6 protein-coding genes are annotated in these 21,773 nt (G+C 76.0%); all 6 read right to left on the bottom strand.

Features of this window, described 5'->3' with window-relative positions:
• Nucleotides 1-55: 55 nt before the first annotated feature.
• Nucleotides 56-880, bottom strand: a complete 825-nt coding sequence (locus tag ACFV8H_RS33115) for a mycofactocin-coupled SDR family oxidoreductase (RefSeq protein ID WP_380407335.1) — start codon at nt 878-880, stop codon at nt 56-58.
• Nucleotides 871-1,635: a thioesterase II family protein gene (locus ACFV8H_RS33120; protein WP_380407337.1), complete on the bottom strand. Its 765-nt coding sequence runs from the start codon at nt 1,633-1,635 to the stop codon at nt 871-873. Before ACFV8H_RS33120 ends, ACFV8H_RS33115 begins: the two co-directional genes overlap by 10 nt.
• Nucleotides 1,629-2,774 carry a tryptophan 2,3-dioxygenase family protein gene (locus tag ACFV8H_RS33125; protein WP_380407338.1) on the bottom strand — a complete coding sequence of 382 codons (1,146 nt, stop codon included), beginning with the start codon at nt 2,772-2,774 and terminating at the stop codon, nt 1,629-1,631. Before ACFV8H_RS33125 ends, ACFV8H_RS33120 begins: the two co-directional genes overlap by 7 nt.
• 77 nt (nt 2,775-2,851) lie before the next feature.
• Complete coding sequence (locus ACFV8H_RS33130; RefSeq protein WP_380407340.1) at nt 2,852-3,853, bottom strand: methyltransferase; 1,002 nt, start codon at nt 3,851-3,853, stop codon at nt 2,852-2,854.
• Entirely contained in the window at nt 3,850-10,929 is a 7,080-nt protein-coding gene (locus ACFV8H_RS33135) for an amino acid adenylation domain-containing protein (protein ID WP_380407341.1), read from the bottom strand. Before ACFV8H_RS33135 ends, ACFV8H_RS33130 begins: the two co-directional genes overlap by 4 nt.
• Nucleotides 10,926-21,773, bottom strand: coding sequence for an amino acid adenylation domain-containing protein (locus tag ACFV8H_RS33140; protein WP_380407343.1), 10,848 nt, complete (start codon nt 21,771-21,773; stop codon nt 10,926-10,928). The genes ACFV8H_RS33135 and ACFV8H_RS33140 overlap by 4 nt, the downstream gene beginning before the upstream one ends.

Below are 21,773 nucleotides of genomic sequence, written 5' to 3' on the forward strand. Positions count from 1 at the left end.
TCGGTCTGTGCAACCACGGTCGGCCTCCTGCCGAGCTCTGGGCGGTCCGGTGCCGTCACCGGGTGACGAAGCCGCCGTCGACGGTGAGGACCGTTCCGGTCACCCGGCGGGAGTCGTCCCCGGCCAGCCAGAGCGCCGCCCCGGCCACGTCGGCGGGTTCGACGAGCGCGTTCATGGGCTGGTCGCGGAGGAAGGCCTCCTCGTGGCCGTCGGCCGGCAGGTCGAGCGAGCGGGCGATCTCGGTGAGCATCCGGCCCTCGACCAGCGGGTCGTCGCGCACCGAGCCGGGGCAGAGCGCGTTGACCCGGATCCGGTGGGGCGCGTAGTCCAGGGCCGCGGCCTTGGTCAGGCCGATGAGTCCGTGCTTGGCGGCGACGTACCCCGCGAAGTAGCGGTAGCCGACCAGTCCGGCGGTCGAGGAGACGTTGATGATGCTCCCGGACCCCTGCTCGACCATGCCCGGCGCGACCGCCCTGATCATCCGCCAGGCGCCGGAGAGGTTGACGTCCAGCATGAGCGCCCAGTCGCGTTCGCTGGTCTCGTGCACCGGGCGGCCGGACGGCGCCGCGATGCCGGCGTTGTTGACCAGCACGTCGATCCGGTGGAAGCGCTCCAGCGCCCGGCCGACCGCCTCCTGCACGCCCGCCGGGTCGCGCAGGTCGACCGCGGCGGTGACGACCGCGCTGCCGTGCTCCTCGCACAGCTCTGCCGTGTGGTCCAGCTGGCTGCGGCTGCCCAGCGGATAGTCCACGCCGTCCAGGTCGCCGGCGAGGTCGAGGAGCACCAGGTCGGCGCCCTCGCGGGCGAAGCGGAGGGCGCACGCGCGGCCGAGCCCGCGGGCCGCTCCCGTGATCACGGCGGTCCGGTCCGTCAGCTGCATGTCCGCGCTTCCTCCGTCCCGTGCTCCGTCCCGCCCCGGGCGACGGCCCGCAGCAGGGCCTCGGGCGAGTCGACCAGGTACATGTGGCCGCCGGGCAGTTCGAGGTAGCGGAACTCCCCCTCGGTGACGTCCTGCCACTGCCGGGCCTGCGCGGCGGTGACCAGGTCGTCCTCGGCGCCTCGCAGCGAGGTGACCGGGACGCGCAGGGGCTCGGTCGTGCTCGGCGCGTAGTCCTCGTGCATGGCGACGTCGGCGCGGAGCACCGGCAGCAGGACCTCCCGCAGGTCCGGGTCGTCGAAGGCCTCGTGCCGGTAGCCGGCGAACTCCTGGACGCGGGCCAGGAATTCGGTGTCGTCCAGCCCGGTGGCGCGGGCCTCGCGCCCGTTCGACGGGCCGGGTGAGCCGCTGACGTACAGGTGCTCCGGGCCGCGGTCGCCCTGCCGGTCGAGGGCGAGCGCGATCTCGTAGCTGAGCACGGCGCCGAGGCTGTGGCCGAGGAGCGCGAACCGCCGACCGTCGGTGAGTTCGGCGATCCGGGGGGCGAGCAGGGCGACGGCCTGGGCCACCTCGGTGAGCGGATCGTCCAGGAACAGCTCCTCCCGCCCGGGCAGTTGGACCGGCAGCACCGTCAGGCCGGGCACCGCGAGGTCGGCCCAGGCGCGGTAGAAGCCGGCCCCGCTCCCGGCGAAGGGCAGGCACACCAGGGTGAGTCGCTCGGTCGGCATGGTCTCCTCGTTCTCTCCGGTGGTCAGCACGTGAGGAAGGTCCGGACGCCCCGGGACCGCTCGGGTGCCGGAAGGCCCCGCTTCTCCACGAACCTCTTGAGGTAGTTCGCGCCTTCGGTGCCGCCGGAGCCGGTGAGCTCGGGGGTCAGGTACCGGACGGCGAAGCCGTAGTGGCGCCCGCGCCAACGGCGGAGCACCCGTAGCAGTGCGTCGAGGTGGCGGTCCATCTCGCCGTCCCCGGCGGCCCGCACCCGGGCGCCCTGGGCCTGCCACTCCTCGGCGAGGATCCCGCGCAGCTCGGCCAGGTGCCCGTACTCCTCCAGGACCTTCTCCTTCTCCGGGTCCAGGCCGTAGAGCACGATCTCCATGGCGTGGTAGTTCATGGACTGCACGGCGCTGGCGTCACCGGTCTCCGCCCGGAACTCCATGAAGCGCTCGGGCGACATCGTCCACAGCGCGCTGAACACGCCGTTCAGCAGCTCGGCCGTCAGCACGGCCTGGCGGAGCCTGGTCCGGGCCTCCCGCCGGTCGCCCGCGCAGGTCTCGGCGGCCCGCAGCACGAGGGCGCGGACCAGGAAGAAGACCATCTCGCAGGCGTGCACGGAGCGCAGGAAGAGGTGCTCGTCGTGCTTGTCGGACTGCGGGAAGCCGGTGCACTCGGCCAGCACGAAGCGGTTCCAGCGCGCCCGCGGGTCGCTCTCCCGGGCGCGCAGCGCCTCCCCCAGCGGGACCGCCCCGGCCGGGTCGAAGGTCAGTTCCGCCACCCGGTCGAGCGGGGCCCGCAGCCGCTGCTGCCGCTCCGCCGAGGTCGCGGGGTCGATCGCCCCGGCCGGGGCGGCCCGCTCCACCGCGAGCAGGGCGGTCAGTGAGACCGTCAACGCCTCGGCGGCGCCGGTCAGTTGATCGTCCGGCCGCCGGCCCAGGAACCAGTCGAAGACGTGCAGGTTGGTGTAGCGGTAGTACCTCGGTATGTCCGTCGTCCGGCTGAACGGCCGGGTCAGCAGTCCGAGCAGTTCCGCCTCGCCGTCCGCCTCCCCGTCGGCGGGCGCCGGGGGCCGGTCGTGGTACCCGGCCAGCTCGTCGAGCCGTTCGGGCGTGAGCGCCGCGCGGCCGCGCTCCCGCTGGATCCTGACGATGTGTGCGCAGCGTTCCGGTAAGCGCGGTTCCACGGGGTCACCTCCGGTGGTTCGACTGGTTCGACTGGTTCGACGAGGGGTTGGGACAACGGGACAGATGAGCTAGGGCCCTAGGCCCGGCGGGCCGTCACGAGGTGCTTGTCGCCGTCGGAGCGGCGCACCTCGCAGGCGGTGAACCCGGCGGCCTCCAGCAGTTCGGCGTACTCCCGGGCCGAGCGATGCCGCCCCTGGGTCTCCACGTGCATCGACAGGTTCATCACGGCGGCGCCGAGCGGGCCGTCGCGGTCCTCGTCGAACAGCCGGTCCATCACCAGCACCCGGCCGCCGGGCGCGCAGGCCCGGTGGGCCGAGCGCAGCAGGTCGAGGCAGGTGGCGTCGGACCAGTCCGACAGGACGTAGCCGAAGGCGAAGCAGTCGCCGGGGGGCAGCTCGTCGCGGAAGAAGTCCCCGGCCCGGAAGTCCAGCCGGTCGTCGAGTCCGTGCTCGCTCCGCTTGGCCTTGAGGAACGGCTCGACCTCGGGCAGGTCGAACACGGTGGCCCGCAGGGCCGGGTGGCGGCGCAGCGCGGCGACGGCGAAGGGGCCGTTGGCCCCGCCGACGTCGACCAGCCTGGTCACCGTGCCCAGGTCGGCGAGTTCGGCCAGGCGGCCGGAGGCGTGGTGGCTCAGCTGCCACATGGCCGCCAGGAACCGCTCGGTCGACGCGCCGTCCCGGTGGATCCGGGCGAACGCGTCCGGGAGGTCCGCGTCCACGGCGTCCTTGCCGCGGGTCAGGTACGCGTCCAGCAGCTCCAGTTGGCGGGCGGCGTCGGTGACCAGGTGCTCGACGAAGCCGCCCAGGTAGCGGGCGCCGTCGGGGGCGAGGAAGTCGGCCGTCCCGGTGGGGAGTTCGTACCGGCCGCCACCGGCGTCGGCGAGCAGTCCGGAGACCTTGAGCAGCAGCATCAGCCGTTCCAGGGTCTCGGCGTCGAGCCCCAGTTCGGCGGCCGCGGCCGGTGCGGTGGCCGGGCCGTGGCGCAGCAGGTGGGTGAAGACGCCGTGCCGGTCGGCCAGCCGCAGGGCGTGGGTGGCGTGGATGCCGTAGAGCGCGTTCTCCAGGGGAGGCGGGATCATGTCGTCACTCCGATCGTCACGGCGAAGAAGTCGTCGACCTCGGCGGCGATCCGGTCCAGGGCCGGCTTGCGGAGCAGGCTGCCGTGGTTGCCCTCGACCCGCCGCAGGGTCAGTGCGGCGGGCAGGCCCCGCCAGCCGTTGTGCTCGTCGTCGAACAGCGCCGGGGCGACTTCGTCCCGGTCGGTGGGTTTGAACAGCAGGACGGGGAAGCCGGCCGCCGTCGCGCAGCTCGCCCGCAGCAGCCGGTCGCTCTCCCGGGCGTCCTTCTCCATGAAGCGGTCGACGTGCTGGCCGTTGCGGCGCTGGTGTTCCAGCACCTCGTCGATGTCCAGGGCGGCGAGCGCGGCGGCGCGCGGCCCCCAGTTGTGGGCGTCGAGGATCACGACTCCGGCGACCCGCTCCCCCGCTCGCTCCAGGACCCGGCCGATCTCGTAGGCGAGCGTTCCGCCGAAGGACCAGCCCAGCAGCCGGTACGGGCCGGCGGGTTGCCGGGCCCGCAGCAGCCGGGCGTACTCCTCGGCCATCTCGCGCAGCGTTCCGTAGCGGTGCTCCAGGTCGTCGAGGTGGGGGTGGTTGACGCCCACGCAGCGCGCGGAGCGGAGCAGTTCCGCCAGCGGCTGGTAGCAGTACGCGGTGCCGCCGGCCGGATGGATCGCGAAGACGGGCGGTTCGCCGTCGGCCGGTGCCGTGGCGGCGCCGCTGCCGAGGTCGGGCAGGTCGAGCAGGACGGGCAGCGGCGGCGGGGTGCCGCCGGCCCGGCCGACCAGTTCGGCGAGCCGCTCGACGGTGCGGCCGTGGAAGACGTCGGCCACCCGGACCTCCGTGCCGAACTCCCGCTGGATCTCCCGGGCCAGCCGGACGGCGAGCACCGACGTCCCGCCGGAGGCGAAGAAGTCGTCCCGCAGGCCCGGCGCGGCCCCGCCGAGGACGGTGCGCCAGAGCCGCCGCAGCGCGTACTGCACCGGGGTCATCATCACCGGGTCGTCCGGTCGGGCGGCGGTCGTCCGCTCGGCCGCCAGGGCGCGCAGCGCGGCGGTGTCCACCTTGCGGTTCGGGGTGAGCGGCAGCTCGGCGAGGACGAGGTACTGGGACGGCCGCAGGTACTCGGGCAGCTGCTCCTGCGCCCGGCGGCGGGCGGCCTCGGCCAGGCCGTCGGCGTCCAGTCCGTCCGCGTCCGGGCCGTCGGCGTCCGGGCCGGTCTGCTGGAGGAAGGCGACCAGCCGGGCGTGCGCCCCCGTGCCGACGGCGGTCACCACCGCCCGTTCCACACCGGCCAGTCGGGACAGCGTCGCCTCGACGTCGCCCGGTTCGATCCGGAAGCCCCGGATCTTCACCTGGGCGTCCTGGCGGCCGAGGAACTCCAGGGTGCCGTCGGCGCGCATCCTGGCCAGGTCGCCGGTCCGGTAGAGCCGCTCGCCGGTCTCCGGGTCGGTGCCGAAGGCCGCCGCGTCCAGGTCGGGGCGCCCGAGGTAGCCGACCGCGAGCCCGGCCCCGGCCAGGTGCAGCATCCCGACGACGCCCCGGGGCACCGGCCGGCCGGAGGCGTCCAGGACAAACGCCCGGGTGTTGGGCAGGGGGCGGCCCAGGTGCACGCGTTCGTGGCGGACCAGCCGGGCCGCCGTGCTCCAGATGGTGGCCTCGGTGGGGCCGTAGACGTTCCACGCGGTGCCCGTCCGCTCGGTGAGCCGGTCGGCGAGCGGCTGGGGCAGGGCTTCGCCGCCGACGACCGCGGTGAAGTCGCGGGGCGCGGCCCATCCGGTGTCGAGCAGGCCCTGCCAGGTGGCCGGGGTGGCCTGGAGGACGTCGGCGCGGTGGTCCTCCAGCCACGTCCGCAGGGTGTCCGGGTCCCGCTGGGCCTGCTCGTCCGCCACGATCACGGTGCCCCCGGCGGTGAGCGGGAGGAGCAGTTCCAGGACGGAGATGTCGAAGGCCGTGGTGGTGATCGCCAGCAGCCGGTGGCCCGGGCCGGTGCCGAGCACCTCGGCCATCGCCCGCAGGGAGTTGGCCAGGCTCCGGTGGGAGACCACCACGCCCTTGGGGCGACCGGTGGAGCCCGAGGTGTAGATCGTGTACGCGACCGCGTCGGGCCCCGGCCCGGTGGGCCCGATCGGCCCGGGCGCCCCGCCGGCCTCGATGAGGTCCGCCCCGCCGGGGCGGGTGAGGTCCGCCCAGCCGACGCAGGGCAGCCCGGCGGCGCCCGGGTCGCCCAGCGCCAGGCGGGCGCCGCAGTCCTCGACGACGCGCGCCGTGCGGGCGGCCGGGTGGGCCGGGTCGACGGGGACGAAGGAGGCGCCGGCCCGCAGGATCCCGAGCAGCGCGGCGGGCAGCCGGCGGTCCCGGGGCAGGGCGACGACCACCGGGTCCCCGGGGCGCACACCGTGCCGGTGCAGGCCGGCGGCGACCCGGTCGGCCAGGTCGGACAGTTCGCGGTAGCCGAGCCGTCCGGTCGCGTCCTCGACGGCGGTGCGCCCGGGGTCGCGGCGGACCCACCCGGCGACCAGGTCCGTGACCGGCTCCGGCCCGTAGGCGCGGACCGGGCCGGTGCCGAGGCGGCGCAGTGCGGCGCGGCTCGCCGGGGGCAGCAGGTCGAGGTCGCGGACCGGGCCGTCGGGCCGGGCGAGGACCGACCGCAGGAAGGTCTCGAAGCCCTCCAGCCACTGCGCCACGGTGTCCGGCGCGAGGATCGCGGTCGCGTGGTCGGCCCGCAGGTAGGGGCCGTCGACGCCGCCGGTCTGGACGTGCAGGGAGAGGTCGAACTTGGCCGTGTCGGCGTCCAGGGTGAGCAGTTCGGCGGTGGCCCCGGCCAGGTCGAACGGCTCGGGGAGCCGGTCGGCGAGGGTGAACATGGTCTGGAAGACCGGGGTGCGGCCGAGGTCGCGGGCCACGTCCAGGTGGTCGACCAGCAGCTCGAACGGCAGGTCCTGGTTCTCCTGGGCGGTGACGACGGTGTCCCGCGCCCTGGCGACCAGGTCGGTGAAGCGTTCGGTGCCCTCGTGGCGCAGCCGCAGGGCGAGCGAGTTGGCCATCAGCCCGACCAGCCGGTCGCTGCCCACGTAGTGCCGGCCGGCCACCGCCGTGCCCACCACGACGTCCTCGCTGCCCGCCATCCGGCCCAGCCACACCTGGAACGCCGTCAGGTACAGCACGAACTCGGTGACCCCGCAGTCGGCGGCGAGCTTCCGCAGCCCGGCGCTGAGCTCCTCCGCCAGCGGGCGGGTCACGGTGGCGCCGCGGTAGTCCTGCTCGGGCGGCCGGGGGTGGTCGGTCGGCAGCTCCAACCGCTCCGGGGCGCCGTCGAGTCGGGACTTCCAGTGGGCCAGCTGCTGGTCGAGCCGGTCGGAGCCGATCTCCCGCTGCCAGCTGGCGTAGTCGACGTAGCGCAGCGGCACCGGCGGCAGGTCCTCGCCGCGGGAGAGCACGGCCAGCTCCGCCAGCAGCTGCTCCACCGACCAGCCGTCGACGGCGATGTGGTGCAGGCAGAGCAGCAGGACGGAGTGCTCCTCGTCCAGGGCCACCAGCCGGGCCCGCAGGTTCTCCCCGGCCGTGAGGGCGAACGGCCGCGCCAGGTCGGCGGCGGCCAGGCGGCGCCACTCCCGCTCGCCCTCGGCGCGGTCGAGGCCCCGCAGGTCGCTGACATCGACCCGGACCGGCGCGGCCGCCAGGACCCGCTGGACGGGCCGGCGGTCGGTCTCGACGTACGCCGTGCGCAGCACCTCGTGCCGGCGCACCAGCGCGGTCAGCAGCCGCCCGACCTCCTCGGCCGACACCCGCCCGGTCAGCCGTAGGGCCAGCGGCACGTGGTAGGCGGGGTTGCCGTCGGTGAGCCGGTCCAGGAACCACATCCGGGCCTGGGCGAAGGACAGCGGCCACTCCGGCCGGTCGGTGGCCCGCGGGAGGGGCTCGGCCGGTGCCCGGCGCGCCGCCGGGTCCACGGCGTCCCGGGCGGCCAGTGCCTCGTCCACGGTCTCGGCGAGGTCGCGCAGCGTGCTGCGCTCGAAGAGCCGGCGGACCGGCAGGTCGACGCCGAAGCGGGCGCGGATCGCGTGGCCGACCTTGACCACCAGCAGCGAGTTGCCGCGCAGCAGGAAGAACGAGTCGTCCGGGCCGACCGTCTCCACGCCCAGCAGCCCGCTCCAGATCCCGGCCAGTTCCCGCTGGGTGGCGGTGCGCAGCGCGGCGGCGTCCGGGCCGAGCAGGCTGTCGGCCCCTGGGCGGGGCAGGGCCCGCGGCCGGAGGGTCAGACTGCGCGGGTTCAGCGGCAGTTCGTCGAGCAGGACGTACGCCTCGGGCACCAGGTGGGGTCCGAGGCGCTCGGCCAGGTGGTCGCGCAGCTCCAGCCGCAGCCTGGCGCGGGCCTCCTCGCCGACGGGGGCCTTGCCCGCGGGCACCACGTAGGCGGTGAGCCGGGGGCCGTCGGTGCCGACCGGGGCGGCGGTCACCGCGGCGTCCCGCACCGTGCGGTGGGTGCGCAGGGCCCAGGCGATCCGGTCCGGGTCGACCCGGTGGCCGCGCAGTTCGGTCCGGTCGCCGCGGCGGCCCTCGAACACCAGGTTGCCGTCGGGCAGGAACCGGCCCAGGTCGCCGGTGCGGTGGATCCGTACCGGAGCTCCGTCCGGGCCGTCCGGGTGGCCGGGCGTCAGGCCCTCGCCGGGTGCCAGGCCCTCACCGGGCGCCAAGCCCTCGCCGGAGACGCAGATCTCGCCGACCAGGCCGGGCGGGAGCGGGCGGCCGGCCTCGTCCAGGACGTGGATCCCGACGCCGGGCAGGGCCGTGCCCACCGTCCGGGCGGGGAACCCGGGCCGGTGGACGAAGCTGGTGCTCGTCACCGTGGCCTCGCCGACGCCGTAGGTGTCGGCCACCACGGGCACCCGCGCCGCCCACCTGGTCAGCAGCTCGGGCGGGGACGGCTCGCCCCGCAGCAGCAGCACCCGGACGGCGGGCAGGGCGTCGTCGGGCAGCGCCGCGGCGAGGGAGGGCGGCAGGGCGACCACGGTGGCGCCGGGCTCGCGCAGCGCCGCGACGACCTCGGCCGGGCGGTCGTGGACGTCCCGGGTCGGCGGGAGCCGCAGCGCGGCGCCGTTGGCGAGCGCGCCCGCCCACTCCCCGGCCGAGGCGTCGCAGCCGGCGGCGGCGAGCTGGAGGACGACTTCGCCCGGCCCGACCCCGAAGGCCTCCCGGTGGTGGGCGGCGAGGTTGACCAGGCCGCGGTGCGTCAGCCGGACCGCCTTGGGCGGCCCGGTGGTTCCGGAGGTGAACACGAGGCAGGCCGGGTCGTCGGGGTCGACGTCCAGCCCGAGGTCGGTGCCGTCCAGCGCGGCCAGTTCCGGTTCTATCCGCTCCCAGAGCAGCAGCGGGACGCCCGGGCCGGGGTCGGCCGCCAGGGACTCGTGCGCCAGCAGCAGCGCGGCCCCGGCGACGGCCTCCCCGACCTCCCCGACCTCCCCGACCTCGCTGTCGCCCGGGTCGACGGACAGGTAGCTGGCGCCGGTCTTGGCCGTCGCCAGCCAGGCGACGACCCGTTCGACCGAGCGCTCCATCCGCAGCGCGACGACGTCCCCGGGCCCGATCCCGGCGGCGCGCAGCCTGCGGGCGAGCCGGTTGGCGGTGGCGTTGAGCCACCCGTAGTCCCAGGTGCGCTCGCCCCGGTGCAGCGCGACCACCCGCGGGCCGGTGGCGGCCCGGTGTTCGACCGCCTGGTGGACGGTGCGCGACCGCGGCGGCCCGGGCCGGGGCCGCGACCACGCGGCCATCCGGCGGCGCTGCCGCTCGGAGACCAGCGAGGCCGACCCGACCGGCTGGTCGCAGTCCTCGGCCATCGCCGTCAGGCAGGCGACGTAGCTCTCGGCGAACTCGGCGACGGAGTCCTCGTCGTAGAGCTCGGCCGGGTACTCCAGGCGGAGCTCGATGCGGCCGTCCCGCTCCCCGGCGAACAGCATCTGGTCGAACCTGACGGCGATCTCGGGGGCCGGCCGCAGCTCCGTCTCCAGGCCGTCCAGGACGAGCGGCGGCCCGCTCTCCCCCCAGGTGAACAGCGTCTGGCAGAGCGTGGGCACGTGGGGTTCGCGCTCGGTGGCGACGGCGTCGACGATCTGCTGGTACGGCACGTCGGCGTTGGCCATGGCGTTCAGCAGCCGGTCGCGCACCTGGGTCAGGGCGTCGGCGAAGCTGGCGCCGGGGGCGAGGGTCAGCCGCACCGGCAGGGTGTTGGTGAGCAGGCCCACGGTGTCGCCCAGGCCCGGGCGCAGCCGGTTGACCACCGGCACCGTGCCGAGCACGTCGGTGGCGCCGCCGAAGCGGGCCAGCAGGGCGAGGTAGGCCGTCATCAGCGTCATCGCGGGGCTGGCGCGGCGTTCCTCGCCGAGCCCGCGCAGTCGGGCGCTGAGCTCCGGGGAGAGGCCGAAGTCGTACCGCCGGGCCTGCCCCGACCAGGAGTCGCGGCCGCGTTCGAAGGGCAGGGTGAGCCGCTGCGGAGCACCGGCCAGGGACTTCTTCCAGAACTCCGACTGCCGGGTCAGGTCGGCCGGTTCGCGCTCGACGTCCTGCGCGAACGGGGTTCCGGGGGGCGGCAGTTCGGGCTCCCGGCCGTGCACGGCGGCGCTGTAGGCGGCGGCCAGTTCGCGCAGCAGGATGCCGATCGACCAGCCGTCCACCAGGAGGTGGTGCACGCAGAGCGCGAACCAGTGGCGGTCCGGCCCGGTCCGGGCCAGCGCGGCCCGGACCAGCGGCCCCCGGTCGAGCGCGAAGGGCTCCCGGAAGAACGCGGCGAGCCGTGCCTCCCGGTCGGGTTCGGGCAGTTCCCGCCAGTCGAGCTCGGCGACCGGCACCTCCGGGTCGCCGCTGTCCTCGGCGTGGGGTTCGCCGTCCGCCTCGGGGAACTGCCAGCGCAGCACGGCGTGCCGCCGCAGCAGGGTGCGCAGCGCCTCGGCCAGGGCGGGGAGTTGCGGGGTCCCGCGCAGTTCCAGGAGCACCGGGAGGTTGTAGGTGCCCGGTGCGGGGGCGATCCGCTCGGCCAGCCAGAGCTGCCGCTGGAAGCGGGAGACCGGCTGACGCCGGGTCCGGGTGGGTGCGCCGGTCATCGGGCCTGCCCCTTGTCGTCGATCAGCTGCGCCAGTTCCGCCACCGTGGGGCGGTCGAACACGTCCCGGACCTCCAGCTCCGTCCCGAACTCCTCGTACACGGCGGTGACGAGTTGGACGGCCTTGAGCGAGTGGCCGCCGTGGCGGAAGAAGTCGTCCTCGGGCCCGAGCCGTCGGCCCTCCAGGACCGTCTCCATGAGCCCTTGGAGGCGCTGCACGGTCGAGCCGGCCCCCGGGGAGGCCTCCTCCGGTGCCGGGGCCGCCTCGGGTCGGGGCAGCCGCGCCGCGTCGACCTTGCCGCTCAGGGCCCGGGGCAGGGCGTCGACCTGGCAGAGCCAGGCGGGGACCATCGCGTCCGGCAGGGTGGCCCGCAGCCGGTCCCGCAGCGCGTCCGGGTCGAGCGGTCGCGCCGCGACCAGGTAGCCGAGCAGCCGGACCTCGCCCGACCCGGTGTCGGCGACCACCGCCGCCTGGTCGACGCCCGGCAGGTCGAGCAGCCGGGCGCGGACCTCGCCGGGCTCGACCCGGACGCCGCGGACCTTCACCTGCTCGTCGAGCCGGCCGAGGAACTCCAGCAGGCCGTCGGCCGACCAGCGGCCCCGGTCGCCGGTGCGGTACAGCCGGGTGGGGCGGCCGCCGATCACGGTCTCGACGAACGCGGCGGCGGTCTCGCCGTCCCGCCGGTGGTAGCCCTCGGCCAGTCCGACGCCGCCGATGCAGATCTCGCCGCTGCCGCCGGGGGGCACCGGGCGGAGCCGCTCGTCGAGCAGCCGGACCTCGGTGTTGCGCACGGGCAGCCCGATGGTGGCGGCGCCGCGCCGCCCGTCGACGGGGAAGGCCGTGGCGGTGACGGTGGCCTCGCTGGGCCCGTAGAAGTTGAACATCCGGGCCCGGCCGGACCACCGGTCGATCAGGCTCTGCGGGCAGCTCTCCCCCGCGACCACCAGCACCTGGAGGTCGGGCAGGGCGTGTGGGGGCAGGGTGGCCAGCACGGTCGGGGTGAGCGCGGCCAGGTGGACCGGCGGGTGCCGGTCCGGGTGGTGCAGCCGGTTGACCACCTCGGCGGCGGAGTCCGCCACGATGGTGAGCGTCGCCCCGTTGAGCAGCGCCGTGGTCCACTCCCAGACCGAGCCGTCGTGCCCGCAGGACGCCAGGGAGAGCACGTGGCGGCCCGGCCCCACCTCGTAGTGGTCGTGCTGGGAGAGCGCCAGGTTGACCACGCCGCGGTGCCGGATCCGTACGCCCTTGGGCTCGCCGGTGGAGCCCGAGGTGTGGACGATGTAGGCCAGGTCGTCGGGGCCGGCCGCAGTGGGCAGGGGGCCGTCGTCGAGGTCGGCGCCCGACCGTTCGTCCAGCACCAGGCAGGGGCCGTCGGTGGTCGGGGCGGCGTCGGCCCGGTCGGTGACGACCAGGTCGGGCGCCAGGTCCGCCAGTAGGGCGGCGATCCGGGCGGGCGGGTTGCCGCCGTCGATCGCCGCGTAGCAGCCGCCGGTCTTGAGCACGGCCAGGTAGGTGGCGAACAGGTCGGCCGTACGGCGCAGGCGGACGGCCACCACCCGCCCCGGTCCGGCCCCGTGGGCGAGCAGCAGCCGGGCGATCCGGTTCGCCCGGGCGTCCAGTTCGCGGTAGGTGAGCGTCTCCCGGCCGCCGTCGCCGGAGCGGATCGCGCACGCGTCGGGGTGCAGCCGCGCCATCTCCTCGAAGCGCTCGGCGACGGTGGTCTCCGGCAGCGGGCGGTGCGGGCCGCGGCGGCCTCCGGTGCGGTCCTGCTCGGCGGCGTCCAGCAGGGCGGTCAGCTCGTCGAGGCCCGCCCCCGGGTCGGTGGCGGCCGCGTCCAGCAGCAGCAGGAGTTCGTCGAGCCAGCGGTGCGCCGTCCCGGGCAGGAAGAGCCCGGTGGCGTACTCGACGGTGAGCTCCCACTCTCCGCCGCGCGGCCGCAGCAGCACGCTGACCTCGTAGCGGGCGACGGTCGACTCCAGCGGTACGGGGACGGCTCCGGGCAGGGTGGCGGCCCGGTCGGCGCTCTCGTGCACGAAGGTGGTCTGGAAGAGCGGGTGCCGGCCGGAGCGGCGGTCGAGGCCGAGCGCGTCGACCACGCTCTCGAACGGCACCTCCCGGTGCTCGTGGGCGGCCAGCAGGCGCTCCTGCACCGCCCGGGCGTGCTCGCCGAAGGTGCTCCGCGCCGCCCGGTCGACGCGCAGGGCCAGCATGTTGGCGAAGAAGCCGATCAGCCGTTCCAGGTCCGGGTGGTGGCGGGAGTCGACGGGGGTGCCCACCACCAGGTCGTCCTGGCCCGTGCTGTGGGACAGCCAGGCCGTGTAGGCCGCCAGGTGGAAGGCGAAGGGCGTGACGCCGAGGGTGCGGCAGTGCTCCTCGATCCGGGCGGCCAGTCCGGGCGGCAGCGGCCGGCTGACGCTGGAGCCGGTGAAGTCCTGCCGGGCGGGCCGGGGCAGGTCGGCCGGCGGCACCGAGGTGGCGGGCGCCCCGGACAGCGTCCGGTGCCAGAAGTCGACCCGCGCGGTGGCGGCTCGCTGGGTGGCGGGCTCCTGCTGCCAGGCCGCGTAGTCGGCGTACTGGAACGCCAACTCGGGCAGTTCGGGCGCCCGTTGGTCGTGTTCGGCGCGCTGGGCGAGGTCGAGCTCGGCGGCGAAGACGCCGACCGACCAGCCGTCGGAGACGATGTGGTGCAGCGCGCTGAACAGCAGGTGGCGGTCCTCGGCCAGCCGGAGCACGTGGAAGCGGAACAGCGGGCCGTGGGCCAGGTCGAAGCGGTGCCCGGCCAGTTCGCGCAGCCGCCGGTCGGCGTACGCCCGCCGGTCGGCCTCGTCCACGCCCGGGCAGTCCTCGACCTCCAGGTCGACGGGCATCCGCGCGTGGACGACCTGCTCGATCCGCCCGTCGGCGGTCCGGAAGGTGGTCCGCAGCACCTCGTGCCGGTCCACGATCCGCTGCACGGCCCGGCGCAGCAGAGGCCAGTCCGTCGCCCCCTCGATCAGGACGGCCGAGGGCATCGCGTAGACGGCGCCGCGCAGGCCGGGCGGGGCGAGCTGCTCGGCGAACCACAGGCGCTGCTGGCCGGAGGAGGCCGGTGCCCGGGTGGCCGAGCGCCGCCGCAGGGCCGGGGTCCGGTCCGCCGCCGCCGCCGCGGGGCCGTCGGCGCGGGCGGCCTCGATCAGCCCGGCCTGCCCGCCCACGTCGGGGTGCAGGAAGATGCCGCGCAGCTGGAGTTCGACCCCGAAGACCTCCCGGACGCGGTTGAGCAGGAGCGTCGCGGTCAGCGAGTGGCCGCCGAGGGCGAAGAAGTCGTCCTCCGGCCCGGGCGTGACCCCCAGCAGCTCGGCCCACAACCGGGCGACCGCCTGCTCGGTGGCGCCGTACGGCCGCCCGTCGCCCGCGGGCCGCGCGGGCCGCTGCGCCGTGGTCGCGGCCACCGGGGCGGGCAGCCGGCCGCGGTCGACCTTCCCGTTGCGCGACAACGGCAGCTCGCCGAGCACCAGGTAGTGCTCGGGGACCATGTACGGGGGCAGCCGGCGCTCCAGCGCCGTCCGGGCCAGCCGGGCGAGCACCCGGCGGAACGGGACGGCTTCACTCGGCCGCGGGTCGGCGCGCTGGGCGTCGGCCACCGGGCCGGCGAAGAAGGCGTGCAGGACCTCGCCGGCGCCGGCCACGGCCCGGACGATCCGGTCGCCGGTCGGGTCGAGTTCGCCGATCGAGCAGCCGCCGAGCCCGTGGCGGTGGCCGGTGTCCGCGAGCCGTTGCACCAGCCGGCCGGCCACCAACTCGGCCGCCCCGGGCTCCCGTTCGGCCCCGGGTGTGGGACCGCCGGGTGTGGGGCCGCCGGACGTGGGGCCCAGTAGGAACACGGCGGCCGTCGCGCCCTGGTAGATCGACCAGTTGTCCGGGTTGCTCAGGTCGGGCGCGGGCTCCGGCCCGGCGAAGCCGGCCCAGCGACCGCCCTCCCAGCGGTGCCAGCCCGCCGACAGTCCGCCGGCGGCCCCGGTCGGGACGGCGCCCGGCCTGACGTGCACCAGCACGGTGAGGCCGGCCGGGAGCACCTCGTCCACGGCGCCGCCGGCCGCCTCCTCCACCGGGCCGGGTTCCAGCACGCCCAGCAGCCGGCAGTCCGGGCTCTCCAGCACCAACGGGGCCAGCCCGCCCGCCTCGCGGTCCTGCCGCAGCCGCCAGGCCGCCCCGGTCGCGTCGCTCACCAGCTGGGCCATCGACCCGGCCTCGACGGCGGCGTAGCGCGGGCCCCGGTCGCCGTACTGCGGCTCGATCGCCGAGCCCTTGGCCACCAGCAGCAGGGCCGGGCCCCGGCCGCCGTGGGCGGCGCGCCAGGCGGCGGCCGCCTCGCCGGAGCCCACCCGGACCCACCCGTGCCGGACCGGGTCGAGGTAGAACACCCCGGCGGCCAGACCCTCGGCATCGCGGTCACCGACCAGGTAGGTCCGGACGGGGTACAGCGAGCCCGCCGACCCGTAGCGCCGCCGGGGCAGCGCGGAGCCCTCGACCGGACGGGCCAGCAGCGGGCGGACGGCGGCGGCGACCGAGCGGTCGTCGCCCGGCGCGGGGCGGGGCGCCAGGGCCCCGGTGAGCCAGGCGGCCAGTGCCCGCGGGTCGGCCTCGCCGCCCTCGAAGGCCCGGAAGCTCTTGCGCGCGCTCAGCGCCGCGTCGTCGGCTCCGGCAGCCGCGGCGCCGAGGGGGTGGAACTCCCCGTCGAGGACGCGCAGCCCGGGCTGTGCCAGCCGGAACTCGACCGCCGCGGCCGCGGCCTCCTCGTCCTCCTCCGGCAGGTCGACGTGCAGGTACGCGGCGAGCCGCGGGGTGCGCCCGTCCGGCCTGACGACGTGCGCCAGGCCGTGCCGCACGCCCGGGAGCTCGGCCAGGTGGTGCTCGATCTCGCCGAGCTCGATCCGGTGGCCGCCCACCTTGACCTGGAGGTCGTCGCGGCCCAGGAACTCGATGTCGCCGTTCGGCAGGTAGCGCCCGCGGTCGCCGGTGCGGTAGAGCCGCTCGCCGGTGTCGGGGTGGACGACGAAGGCCGCCGCCGTCCGCTCCTCGTCCCGCCAGTAGCCCCGGGCCAGCCCGGTGCCGCCGATGTGGAGGTCGCCGGGCACGTGGTCGGGGCGGGGCCGCAGGGCCCGGTCCAGGACGTGGAAGGTCTGGTTGCGCAGCGGCCGTCCGTAGGGGACGCTCGCCCACCCCGGGTCGACCCGGTCGATCTCGTGGGCGATCGACCAGATCGACGCCTCGGTGGCGCCGCCGAGGCCCACCGTCCGTACGTCGCGGAACACCTCCGACACCCGGCCGGGCAGCTCGGTGGGGATCCAGTCCCCGCTGAGCAGCACCAGCCGCAGACTGTGCGCCAGGCGCTCGCGGAACTCGTCCGGGCGGCCGCTCACGGCCGCCGTGAACATCTCCATCGACATCGGCACCGTGTTCCACACCGTGACCCGGTGGTCGAGGACCCAGTCGGCCCAGCGCGCCGGTTCGCGCACCTGGTCGTCCGGCGGGACGACCACCGCGCCGCCCGCGGCGAGCAGGCCGAAGACGTCGTAGACGCTCAGGTCGAAGCCCAGCGCGGAGAGCGCCAGGACCCGGTCCTGCGGGCCGATCCCGTAGCGGTCGTTGATGTCCAGGACGGTGTTCACCGCGCCCCGGTGGTCGATCATCACGCCCTTGGGCTCGCCGGTGGACCCGGAGGTGAAGATCAGGTAGGCGAGGTCGGCGGGCGTCCGGCACGCCGGCGGGGCGCTGACGTCCTCGCCCTCGGCGACCGGTGCGAGCAGGTCCTCGTCCACCGGCAGCACCGGGGCTCCGCCCGGGGCGCACCGCCCGGCCGGACCGGTGACCCGGGCGAGCCGGTCCGGGTCGGCCAGCACGCCGCCCACCTCGGCGCGGCGCAGCAGGTCCTCGATCCGCCGCTGCGGCGAACCGGCGTCGACCGGCAGGTAGGCGGCGCCCGCCTTGAGCACCGCCAGGCAGGCCACCACCTGGCGCCAGCCCTTGCCCGCCAGGACGGCCACCCGCCCGCCCGGCTCGACGCCTGCGGCCGTCAGGCGCCGGGCGGCCCGGTTGGCGGCGGTGTCGAGCTGCCGGTACGTCAGGGTGCGGTCCTCGGCGACCACCGCGACGGCGTCGGGGCCGCTCGCGGCCCGGTCCTCGAAGAGCTGGTGGAGCAGCCGGTCCGACTCCGGCCCGGCGGTGTCGTTGACCACGGCCCGGCGTTCGGCCTGCGCCTCGGGGAACGGGGTGAGCCGCGTACGGTCCCAGGCCCGCTCGTCCCGGGCGAGGGCGCGCAGCGCGGCGCAGTACGCCGCGTGCATGTCGCGCACCAGGCCGTCCGGGAAGAGCCCCGCCACGTGGTCCCAGCAGAGCACCAGCTCCCCGCGGGACTCGTAGACCTGGTGGTCCAGCCAGACCTGCGGGGTCTGGGTGATGTTGAAGACCTCGTCGGGGAAGAGGCTCTCCCAGCCGTCCGCCTGACCCTCGCCGCCCAGCAGGCAGGTGAACACCACCGGCATCAGCGGTCCCCCGTCGAGCCCCCGGGTGCGGGCCAGTTCGCGCAGCACGCGGACCCCGCCGAAGTGGCGGTGGTCGAGGTCCTCCCAGAGCCGCCCCTGGGTCCGGCCCGCGCGCTCGGCGAACGGGACGTCCGGCTCCGACCAGTCCAGCTCCAGGAGGTTCACCGAGGTGAAGTCCCCGGCGATCGCGTTGATCCGGGGGTGGACCGGCAGCCGGTTGAAGAGCGTCGTGGTGACGGTGAAGTGCGGTTCGGCGCTCCAGGTGGCGAGGGTGTCGGCGAAGGCCGCCGCCAGGACGGCCGACAGCGAGAGGCTCCGGCGCTCGGCGCGTTCGCGCAGGGCGCGCAGGTCGGCGGCGGGGAGCCGGCGCTGCACCCGGTCGAAGCGGCGCGGCCCGGTCGGGGCGGTCGCCGCCAGAGGCAGCGCCGGGGCGTCGGGCAGGGTGTCCAGCCGGCCCGTCCAGTAGTCCCTGGAGCGGCGGAAGGCCGCCGTGCCGGCGAACTCCCGCTCCGCCAGCACGTAGTCGCGCACGCTCAGGTCCAGCGCGGGCAGTTCGGCGTCCTCGTCGCGGTAGAGCCGGGCCCACTCGTTGAGGACGAGGTTCAGGCTCCACGCGTCGAGCCCCAGGGCGTCCAGGCTCAGGTGCAGCCGGTGACGGTCCGGCAGCCGGCTCGCGGCGATCTCGAACAGCGGCCAGCGCTCGCTGGGCAGCACCTGGTGCGCCATCCGGTCGCGGGCGGCCGCGAGCGCCCGCTGCGCCTCCTCCGGGCCGCGCCCGGCCAGGTCGGTGACCGCGATGCGGTACTCCGGGACGTGGGGCAGGATCCGCTGCCGGCCCTCCTCCACCACCAGCCGCAGCGCCTCGTGCCGGCGCACCAGCCGGTTGAACGCCCGCTCCAGGCGGGCGACGTCGAGGTCCGGCACGTCGTACTCCACGTAGCAGTGGACGGAGACCTCGCCGAAGTCCAGCGCACCCGTCCGCCCCACCCAGTACGCCTGCTGCACGTCGGTCAGCGGGAAGGGCTCGTAGCGCCGCTCCGGGTCGGCGACGATCCGCGGCAGCGCCGGGCCGTCGGGGCCGACGGGCCCGCCGGCCGCCGACCGGGCCTCGTCCAGCCACCGGGCCAGCGCGGCGGCCGTGCCGCACTCGAACAGCGCGCGGACGGGGCAGGGCCGGCCGGAGCGGTCGGCGATCCTGGCGGCGGCCTGGGTCGCGAGCAGCGAGTGCCCGCCGTGGTCGAAGAAGTCGGCGTCGGCGGGGACGGAGTCGACGCCGAGGGTCTCGGCGAACACCCCGGCGACCAGCTTCTCGGTCGGGGTGTTCGGCTCCACCCCGGCGGCACGGTCCGCCGGACGCGGCGCGGGCAGCCGGTCGTGGTCGACCTTCCCGTTGGCGGTCAGCGGGAACGCGTCCAGCAGCACCACGTGGGCGGGGACCAGGTGGAACGGCAGCCGGGCGCGCAGCGCGCCGATCAGGGCGGCCTCGGTGACGGCGGCCTCGGCTCCGGGCTCCACGGCCCCCGGCTCCGGCACCACATGGGCGACCAGCCGCCCCTCGACGGCGGTGACCAGCGCCTCCCGGACCCCGGGCAGGGCCAGCAGCGCGCGCTCCACCTCGCGCAGCTCGATCCGGTAGCCGCGGATCTTCACCTGGCGGTCCTTGCGGCCGACGAACTCGACCCGGCCGTCGGCGGTGCACCGGCCCAGGTCCCCGGTGCGGTAGAGCCGCTGCGCCCCGACCCCCGGCAGGACCGCCTCGAAGAACGCGGCCGCGTCCAGCTCCGGCCGCTTCCAGTAGCCCCGGGTGAGCCCCTCGCCCCCGAGGCAGATCTCGCCGACCGCCCCGGGGAGCACCGGCCGGCCGCCCTCGTCGAGCACCACGACCAGGCTCCCGCTGTGCGGCACACCGAGGTCGACCGGGTGCGAGCGCTTCGTCACCGGGTCGTGGACGAGCCGGTGCGCCGTCCACACCGCCGCCTCCGCCGGGCCGTACTCGTTGAACAGCGCCACCCCGCCGAGCAACACCCGGTGCCGCTCGGCGAGTTCCTCGCCCCAGGCCTCACCGCCCACGATCACGGTGTGCAGCCGGAGCCCGTCGGGGACGCCGTGCCGGGCGAAGTGGTCCAGCAGCTGCTCGTAGGCCGCCGGGGTCTGGTTGAGCACGCCGACCCGGTGCCGTACCAGGTGGTCCGCGAACTCCTCCGGGGCCCGGGCGACCGTCGGCGGGACGGGGCTCAGCACCGCGCCGTGGCTCAGCGCGCCCCAGATCTCCCAGACCGAGAGGTCGAACGCGCAGGAGTGGAACAGGGTCCAGCAGTCGCCCGGCCCGAAGGCGTACAGCGGATCGGGGTCGGGGAACAGCCGGGTGACGTTGCGGTGGGTGATCGGCACGCCCTTGGGCTCGCCGGTCGACCCGGAGGTGTACACCAGGTAGGCCATCGCGTCCGCGTCCACGGACACCCCGAGGTCGGCCGACCCGAGCTCCTCGATGCCCCGGCGCACGGCCGGGTCCGCGGGGACCAGCACCTCGGCGCCGCCCGCCACGGTCGCGCGCAGCCCGGGCGTGGTGACCACGACCGCCGCGCCCGCGTCGGCCAGCACCGAGCGGATCCGCTCGGCCGGGTGGTTCACCTCGACGGCGAGGTACGCCGCCCCGGTCTTCACCACCGCGACCATCGCGGTCACCAGCTCGGGCCCGGTCGGCAGCGCGATCCCGACGACCTCGCCGGGCCCCGCGCCGCGCGCCACCAGGGCCCGCGCCAAGCGGTTGGCCCGCTCGTTCAGTTCGCGGTAGCTCAGGTCGCCGTGCGTCAGGCTCCCGTGCGTCAGGTCCCCGTGCTCGCCCCGGAGCGCCGGGGCGTCCGGGGTGCTCCGCGCGAACCGCTCGACGTACTGGTGCAGCAGGACGTCCCGGTCGTGCGGCAGGTCCGCGCCGCTCAGGGACCGGACCCGCTCGGCCACCACCGCCGGGTCCTCCAGCGGGAGTTCGCCCACCGGCCGGGCCGGGTCGGCGACCGCCCCGGCCAGCAGCCGGGCGTAGTGCTCCGCCATCCGCCGGACGGTGGACTCGACGAACAGGTCGGTGGCGTACTCGAACTCCAGGGCGTAGCCCCGCCCGGTCTCCTCGGCCACCAGCGACAGGTCGAACTTGGCGTGCCCGGTCACCGGACGGCGGCCGGTGGCCGTCACCCCGTCCAGGTCCAGCCCGCTACGCCCGGCCCCGAGCGTGGAGCGGCCCTCCTCCAGCAGCACGAACAGTGTCTGGATCAGCGGGCTGCGGCTGAGGTCCCGCGCCACCCCCAGCTCGTCGACCAGCAGGTCGAGCGGGATGTCCTGGTGGTCGTGGGCGTCCAGGGTCGTCTGCTTGACCTGCTGGAGCAGTTCGCGGAAGCCCTGGCCCCGGTCGACCCGCAGGCGCAGCGGGACGGTGTTGGCGAAGTAGCCGATCACGCCCTCGGTCTCGGGCTGCGAGCGGCCGGCTGTGGGGACGCCCACCACGAGGTCCGGGGACTGGGCGTAGCGGTGCAGCAGGGCGGCGTACCCGGCCAGCAGCACCATGAAGGGCGTGACGCCCTCGCGCGCGCCGAGGCGGCGGACCTCCTCGGACAGCGCGCGGGGCAGCCGGGTCCCGAACAGCCGGCCCGCGTCGGAGGCCACCGCCGGGCGCGGCCGGTCCGTCGGCAGGGCGAGCAGGTCGGGGGCGCCGTCCAGCCGCTCCTTCCAGAACCGCAGCCCGCGCGCCAGGCGTTCGTCCGACAGCTGCTCGCGCTCCCAGAGCACGTAGTCGCCGAACTGGATCTCCGGCTCGGCGAGTTCGGTGGGCTCGGCGAGTTCGGCGAGGGCGCTGTCGCCGCCGCGCACCGCGCGGTTGTAGTGGTGCCCGAGCTCCCGGGTGAAGATCCCCAACGACCAGCCGTCGCCGACCAGGTGGTGGAACACCGCCGCGAGGACGTGCGCGCGCGGCCCGACCCGCAGCAGCCGCACCCGCCACAGCGGGCCGGCCGCCAGGTCGAAGGGGCGCCCGACCAGCCGCAGCAGCTGCGCGTCGACGTCGGCCTCCGCGGGGACCACCGCGAAGTCCACCACCGCGCGCTCGTGGACGAGTTGGCGCGGCTCGCCCGCCCGGTCGGGGAAGGTCGAGCGCAGCGCCTCGTGCCGGTCGGCGACCTCGCCGAGCGCCGTTCGCAGCGCGTCCTGGTCCACCGGGCCGTCCAGGGTGACGAACAGCGGCAGGTGGTAGGTCGCCCGCCCCGGGAAGAGCTGCTCCAGGAACCACAGGCGCGACTGGGCGAAGGACAGGGGAAGAACGTCAGGCTGCAT

The organism is Kitasatospora sp. NPDC059827 (assembly GCF_042731675.1).
Taxonomy (GTDB): domain Bacteria; phylum Actinomycetota; class Actinomycetes; order Streptomycetales; family Streptomycetaceae; genus Kitasatospora.